This is a genomic window from Vibrio sp. V39_P1S14PM300, from assembly GCF_009904765.1.
GTDB classification, from domain to species: Bacteria; Pseudomonadota; Gammaproteobacteria; order Enterobacterales; family Vibrionaceae; genus Vibrio; species Vibrio proteolyticus.
Genome location: NZ_WXWP01000107.1, coordinates 1 through 5,929, shown reverse-complemented (window position 1 = coordinate 5,929; position 5,929 = coordinate 1). Strand labels below are relative to the sequence as shown.

At 49.3% G+C, this 5,929-nt stretch carries 4 protein-coding genes and 1 tRNA gene; 3 read left to right on the top strand and 2 right to left on the bottom strand.

Translation table 11 applies throughout. The features are described 5' to 3' along the window. Positions 1 to 298: 298 nt before the first annotated feature. A tRNA-Asn gene (locus tag CAG65_RS05170) sits at positions 299 to 374 on the bottom strand. A 549-nt stretch (positions 375 to 923) separates the two neighbouring features. On the opposite strand from CAG65_RS05170, the gene uvrB reads away from it, so the two are divergent. The 3 genes from uvrB (at position 924) to luxU (ending at position 4,952) form a co-directional block, all read left to right on the top strand. After that, a complete protein-coding gene (gene uvrB / locus CAG65_RS05165) occupies positions 924 to 2,954 on the top strand; it encodes an excinuclease ABC subunit UvrB (RefSeq protein ID WP_021703825.1) in 2,031 nt (676 codons plus the stop codon). Between the two features lie 269 nt (positions 2,955 to 3,223). Then, positions 3,224 to 4,639 carry a quorum-sensing sigma-54 dependent transcriptional regulator LuxO gene (gene luxO, locus CAG65_RS05160; protein ID WP_161452631.1) on the top strand — a complete coding sequence of 472 codons (1,416 nt, stop codon included), beginning with the start codon at positions 3,224 to 3,226 and terminating at the stop codon, positions 4,637 to 4,639. Further along, positions 4,614 to 4,952: a quorum-sensing phosphorelay protein LuxU gene (gene luxU, locus CAG65_RS05155; protein ID WP_202599270.1), complete on the top strand. Its 339-nt coding sequence runs from the start codon at positions 4,614 to 4,616 to the stop codon at positions 4,950 to 4,952. Before luxO ends, luxU begins: the two co-directional genes overlap by 26 nt. Here luxU and CAG65_RS05150 read toward each other — a convergent pair. After that, positions 4,944 to 5,834 (bottom strand): YvcK family protein, encoded by an 891-nt coding sequence (locus tag CAG65_RS05150; protein ID WP_161447965.1) that lies wholly within the window; start codon positions 5,832 to 5,834, stop codon positions 4,944 to 4,946. The genes luxU and CAG65_RS05150 overlap by 9 nt on opposite strands. Positions 5,835 to 5,929: the final 95 nt, after the last annotated feature.

Sequence of the window (5,929 nt, the reverse complement as noted above, 5' to 3'; positions counted from 1 at the left end):
CACCAGCACAGTGCCAATCAACAACAAAATATATTCGGTCATAATTATTTAGATTAGAAATTCCGATCCCAACATTATCCTGTTTTGTGACCTCAATAACAACCAAGGAAAGTTAAGGTTATACGCTATTGATGAAAAATTATACGCAATGAATGACGATTCGGCCGCTTGAGCCTCGGAAGTAAGAGAGAATCACCCGACATGCCACACCAAGTGGCATCAATATCAGAATAGAACCCTGAGAGAAGCGGGGAAATAAAACGAGAAAGGCCCGGTCAATGACCGGGCCTTTGGAATTTGGCTCCCCCTGCGGGACTCGAACCTGCGACATACGGATTAACAGTCCGCCGTTCTACCAACTGAACTAAGGGGGAATTGCGTTAAGCGGGGCGAATGTTATCGGTCGCTGGATCGCTTGTCAACACCAAGTCGAGGAAATAAATATATTTTTTTATCAAAAAAAGGCTTTACTTTCCTGTATGCCTTAACTTCTCTGGGCTTGGTTTACTTATCCACTAAAATTGTGGATAAGTGTGTTAATGTAACTTGAGCAACTCGGGTTGGCTCAGATTATAGAGTTTTGACTTTATAATTTACAATGTGGGTTTTTATTTTAATTAATTGATTTTGTTGGGTTATATTGAGTTATTCAGGTTGTGAGTTATTTGGCTGGTGCGTAAAAATAACTTTTCTATTTGTCATTAAATTGTCAATTTGGGGAAAAGCTGTGTATGAAAAATGAGACAGTAAGTGCCGGGCGGCTCGGTGAGGGCGAACGATAATATCAGAGTCAATGGTGAGATACCAGCGATCAAACCATGGTTTTTGTGTCATTTATAGAAGAAATTTGTGTCTGGCTCTTGCGGGTGTATATACATACAGTCAAAATAGAACATCACTGACGGGATAGGGTAACGAGAGATATGAGTAAAATGTTCGATCTGGTGTCTGAATATCAGCCATCCGGTGATCAGCCCACCGCAATAAAACAACTGTTGGAAGGGCTGGATTCAGGGTTAGCGCATCAGACACTGCTCGGGGTCACCGGCTCCGGTAAGACGTTCACTCTGGCCAACGTTATTGCGCAAGCACAGCGTCCGGCGATCTTGCTTGCTCCAAACAAAACGCTGGCAGCTCAGTTGTACGGTGAGATGAAAGCATTCTTTCCCAATAATGCGGTGGAATACTTTGTCTCTTACTACGATTATTACCAGCCTGAAGCCTATGTGCCCACCACTGATACTTTTATCGAGAAGGATGCATCGGTCAACGCTCACATTGAACAGATGCGTTTGTCGGCCACCAAAGCCCTTCTGGAGAGAAAAGATGCCATCATCGTCGCCTCTGTCTCGGCGATTTATGGTTTGGGCGACCCGGAATCGTATCTACAGATGATGTTGCACGTCCGTCGTGGTGACTTTATCGGTCAGCGCGATATTTTACGCCGCCTGGCGGAGTTGCAATACACTCGCAATGAAGTGGCGTTTGAGCGGGGTCAGTTTCGCGTGCGCGGCGAAGTCATTGATGTCTTTCCTGCTGAATCGGATCAGGAAGCGGTGCGGATCGAAATGTTCGATGATGAGATCGAATGCATCAGTTTGTTCGACCCTTTGACCGGGGTCGTCAAGCAACGGGATATCCCGCGTTTTACTATCTACCCGAAAACACACTATGTGACTCCCCGAGATCGTATTCTGGAAGCCATTGAACACATTAAGCAAGAACTGGCGCTGCGCAAGCAGTATCTGCTCGATAACAACAAATTGCTCGAAGAGCAGCGCATCACCCAGAGGACTCAATTTGACATCGAAATGATGAACGAGCTGGGTTTTTGCTCGGGAATCGAAAACTACTCACGGTATCTCAGCGGACGCAGTGAAGGTGAGCCACCACCGACACTGTTTGATTATCTGCCGCACGATGGCTTATTGATCATCGATGAGTCCCACGTGACTGTGCCGCAGATTGGTGCCATGTTTAAAGGGGATCGCTCACGCAAAGAGACGCTGGTGGAGTTTGGCTTTCGTTTGCCATCGGCGCTTGACAACCGTCCGCTTAAATTTGAAGAATTTGAATCTCTGGCGCCGCAAACCATTTTTGTTTCGGCCACGCCGGGCAACTATGAACTGGAAAAATCAGACGGCGAGGTGGCGGATCAGGTGGTGCGTCCAACCGGTCTGCTGGATCCTGAGCTGGAAGTGCGTCCGGTGGCCACCCAGGTGGATGACCTGTTGTCAGAGATCCGGATTCGTTCCGCCAAAGATGAACGGGTGCTGGTGACCACATTGACCAAGCGTATGGCCGAAGATCTGACGGAATACCTTCATGAGCATGATGTGCGGGTGCGTTATCTGCACTCGGACATAGATACGGTCGAGCGCGTTGAGATTATCCGTGATTTGCGCCTGGGAGAATTTGATGTTCTGGTCGGAATCAACCTGCTGCGTGAGGGGCTGGATATGCCGGAAGTGTCGTTGGTGGCGATTCTGGATGCAGACAAAGAAGGATTCCTGCGCTCAGAGCGTTCTTTGATTCAGACCATTGGCCGCGCGGCCCGTAATGTGGCGGGCAAGGCGATTTTGTACGCTGATCGTATTACCGGCTCGATGAAAAAAGCCATGGACGAAACCAACCGTCGCCGGGAAAAACAACAGGCTTACAACGAAGAAAGAGGCATTCAGCCTCAGGCGTTGAAACGCAATATCAAAGATATCATGGAGCTGGGTGATATCACCAAGGGCAAACGTCAACGTGTGAATAAGCAGGTGCCGTTGTCGAAAGTGGCTGAGCCTTCACAGCGTTATGTGGCCCTGTCGCCACAAGAGCTGGACAAAGAGATCAGCAAACTGGAAGCGGCAATGTACAAACATGCCCAGGATCTGGAGTTTGAGCTGGCGGCTGAGAAGCGCGATCAGATAGAGAAACTACGGGAACAGTTTATCGCGAACAGTTGATGCTATTTACTAACTAAACGACAAGCAAAAAAATAGCCAATAGACACTAATCTATTGGCTTTTTTGTGAATACTAAGTTCACTAACAACGTCAGTTGGCTAGGTGACCCAAACTTGGGTCAATCTGAATAAAGCATCTTCTATGCCAACTTTTTGAGGTAAGAAAATCGGTCAATTGCGGATTCCGTACGGAAATTTTCCGATTTAATTTGCAAAATGCAATTCGCAATGCAATCATTTCTACAAAATGCAAATAATAATGGCTAGGTTATGCAACAATCCTCAGAATCTCAAAAATCGAGATACCTGTTGATGGTAGAAGATACGGCGTCGGTTGCAGCCCTGTACCGCTCGTATCTCACTCCTTTAGGTATCGATATCAATATTGTCGGCACCGGTCGTGATGCTATCGAAAGTCTCACTTATCGCACGCCGGATCTCATTTTGCTTGATTTACGGCTGCCGGACATGACCGGTATGGACGTATTGCACGAAGTGAAGAAAAGTGTGCCTGATGTTCCGGTGGTGTTTATGACCGCACACGGTTCTATCGATACAGCGGTCGAAGCGATGCGCCATGGGGCTCAGGACTTTCTGATCAAACCGTGTGAAGCGGACCGTTTGCGGGTGACGGTGAACAACGCGATTCGCAAAGCAAGCAAGCTCAAAAATGACGCGGATAACCTGAGCAATCAAGGTTATCAGGGTTTCATCGGCAGCAGCCAGACGATGCAGGCGGTGTATCGCACTATCGATTCAGCGGCGAGCAGCAAGGCCAGCATATTCATCACCGGAGAAAGCGGTACGGGGAAAGAAGTGTGTGCCGAGGCGATCCATGCTGCCAGCAAGCGGGGAGATAAACCGTTTATTGCCATCAACTGTGCTGCGATCCCAAAAGATCTGATTGAAAGTGAGCTGTTTGGTCATGTCAAAGGGGCGTTTACTGGCGCGGCGACGGACCGTCAAGGCGCGGCGGAGCTGGCAGACGGGGGAACCTTGTTCCTCGATGAGCTGTGCGAAATGGACTTAGATCTGCAAACCAAACTGCTGCGCTTTATTCAAACGGGCACTTTCCAGAAAGTTGGCTCGTCCAAAATGAAAAGCGTCGATGTGCGGTTTGTGTGCGCCACCAACCGGGATCCGTGGAAGGAAGTTCAGGAGGGGCGTTTTCGGGAAGACTTGTACTACCGTCTGTATGTGATCCCGTTGCACTTGCCACCGCTGCGCGAGCGTGGTGAGGATGTCATTGAAATTGCATATTCATTACTGGGCTATATGTCCAACGAGGAAGGCAAAGGGTTTGTGCGTTTGTCGCCTGAAGTGATTGAACGCTTCAATCAATACGAATGGCCGGGCAACGTCCGTCAACTGCAAAACGTACTGCGCAATGTGGTCGTGCTGAATAACGGTAAAGAAATTTCGCTCGATATGCTGCCACCGCCGCTGAATAAGCCGATGAATAACCAGATTCGAGTGATCAAACAGGACAAAGAATCGCTCTCAGCGCATGAAATTTTCCCGTTGTGGCTGACAGAAAAGAACGCGATTGAGCAGGCCATTGAAGCCTGTGATGGCAATATTCCAAAAGCTGCGGGCTATCTGGATGTCAGCCCTTCGACGATTTATCGCAAACTGCAAGCGTGGAATGCCAAGGAAGAATATGATGGAAGTATTAAATCAAAATAAGATTGAGCAACTGGCCAATGATATTGGCGAAGAGAACGTGCCGGTATTGCTCGGCATTTTTCTCGGCGAGCTGGAAAGCTACATTGCTTATCTGAGTGACCCTGCGGCTGCGGATAAGTTGAGCTACCTGCGAGAGATTTCTCACGCATTGAAAAGCAGTGCCGCCAGTTTTGGTGCTGAACAGTTGTGTTGCAGCGCGATTGAAATTGATGCCCGGGTGAAGAACGGCCAGCCTCTGAGTGAAGCCGGCGACGTGTCTCACATGGTTGAGTTGCTGGGGACGACATTGTCCCGCTATCAACAGTTAGTTTGACAGCAGGGTCACGATCGCTTTTTGCAGTTTCGTCCGGTCGTGGCGCCAATCACGGTTGGCGGACGCCAGATCCGTCACCACGCAATTCCAGTCTGAGTTAAGTTCCGGATGTGGGGTGTCGACCAACACCACATCCACTTTTCTCGCATGACAGGCTCGCTCGCACCAACTGAGACGGTCGTGGAGCGTCATGCGTGCTGCGGGGCCAAATTCCGGTGACAGGTTATCGACGAACACCAGCTTGGCTTTAAGATTGTTGGCGATGGCCTGGCCGATTTCAGGCAGTAGTAATGGGGGCATGATGCTGGTCAGAAAGCTGCCCGGACCGAGAACAATGCAATCCGCCTGTTCAATGGCAATGACGCCCTCTTTGGTTGCCGGCACTTCCGGATCCAGATCCAGCCTGCGCAAATCCTCCTTCATCTCGTCTACGCTGGTTTCTCCCGTGACCCACATGCCGTCTGCGGACAGCGCTTTAAGATCCGAGGGGTGCTCTGACATTGGCACGATGTTCACGTCGACCTTGAGCATATTGCGAATCAGGTTGATGGCGTCGAGTGGGCGGACAGACAAGTTGTCCAGCGCAGTCAGCATCAGATTGCCGAGGTTGTGGCCATTGAGTTCGCCTGAGCCTTTAAAACGATATTCAAACATCATCGAGCTGATGGATGGCTCGGTGATGAGCTGATTGATGCAGTTGCGGGTGTCTCCCCAGGCGATCCCGCCCTGACAGTCACGAATCCGCCCTGTCGAACCGCCGTTATCTGTGGTGGTAACTATGCCAGTGGCGTTACTGCCAAAATCTTTGAGTGCGGCCAGCATACGCCCCAGACCGTGCCCTCCGCCGATAGCGACCACTTTTTTTGATGCATAAATGCTCATCATTTTCTTCTTATATTTTCATATTCAGGCACAAACTAATCCAACTCGTAAACATAGCATACTCATTAGGAGTTAATTTGGGCTGTGAGTAAGAT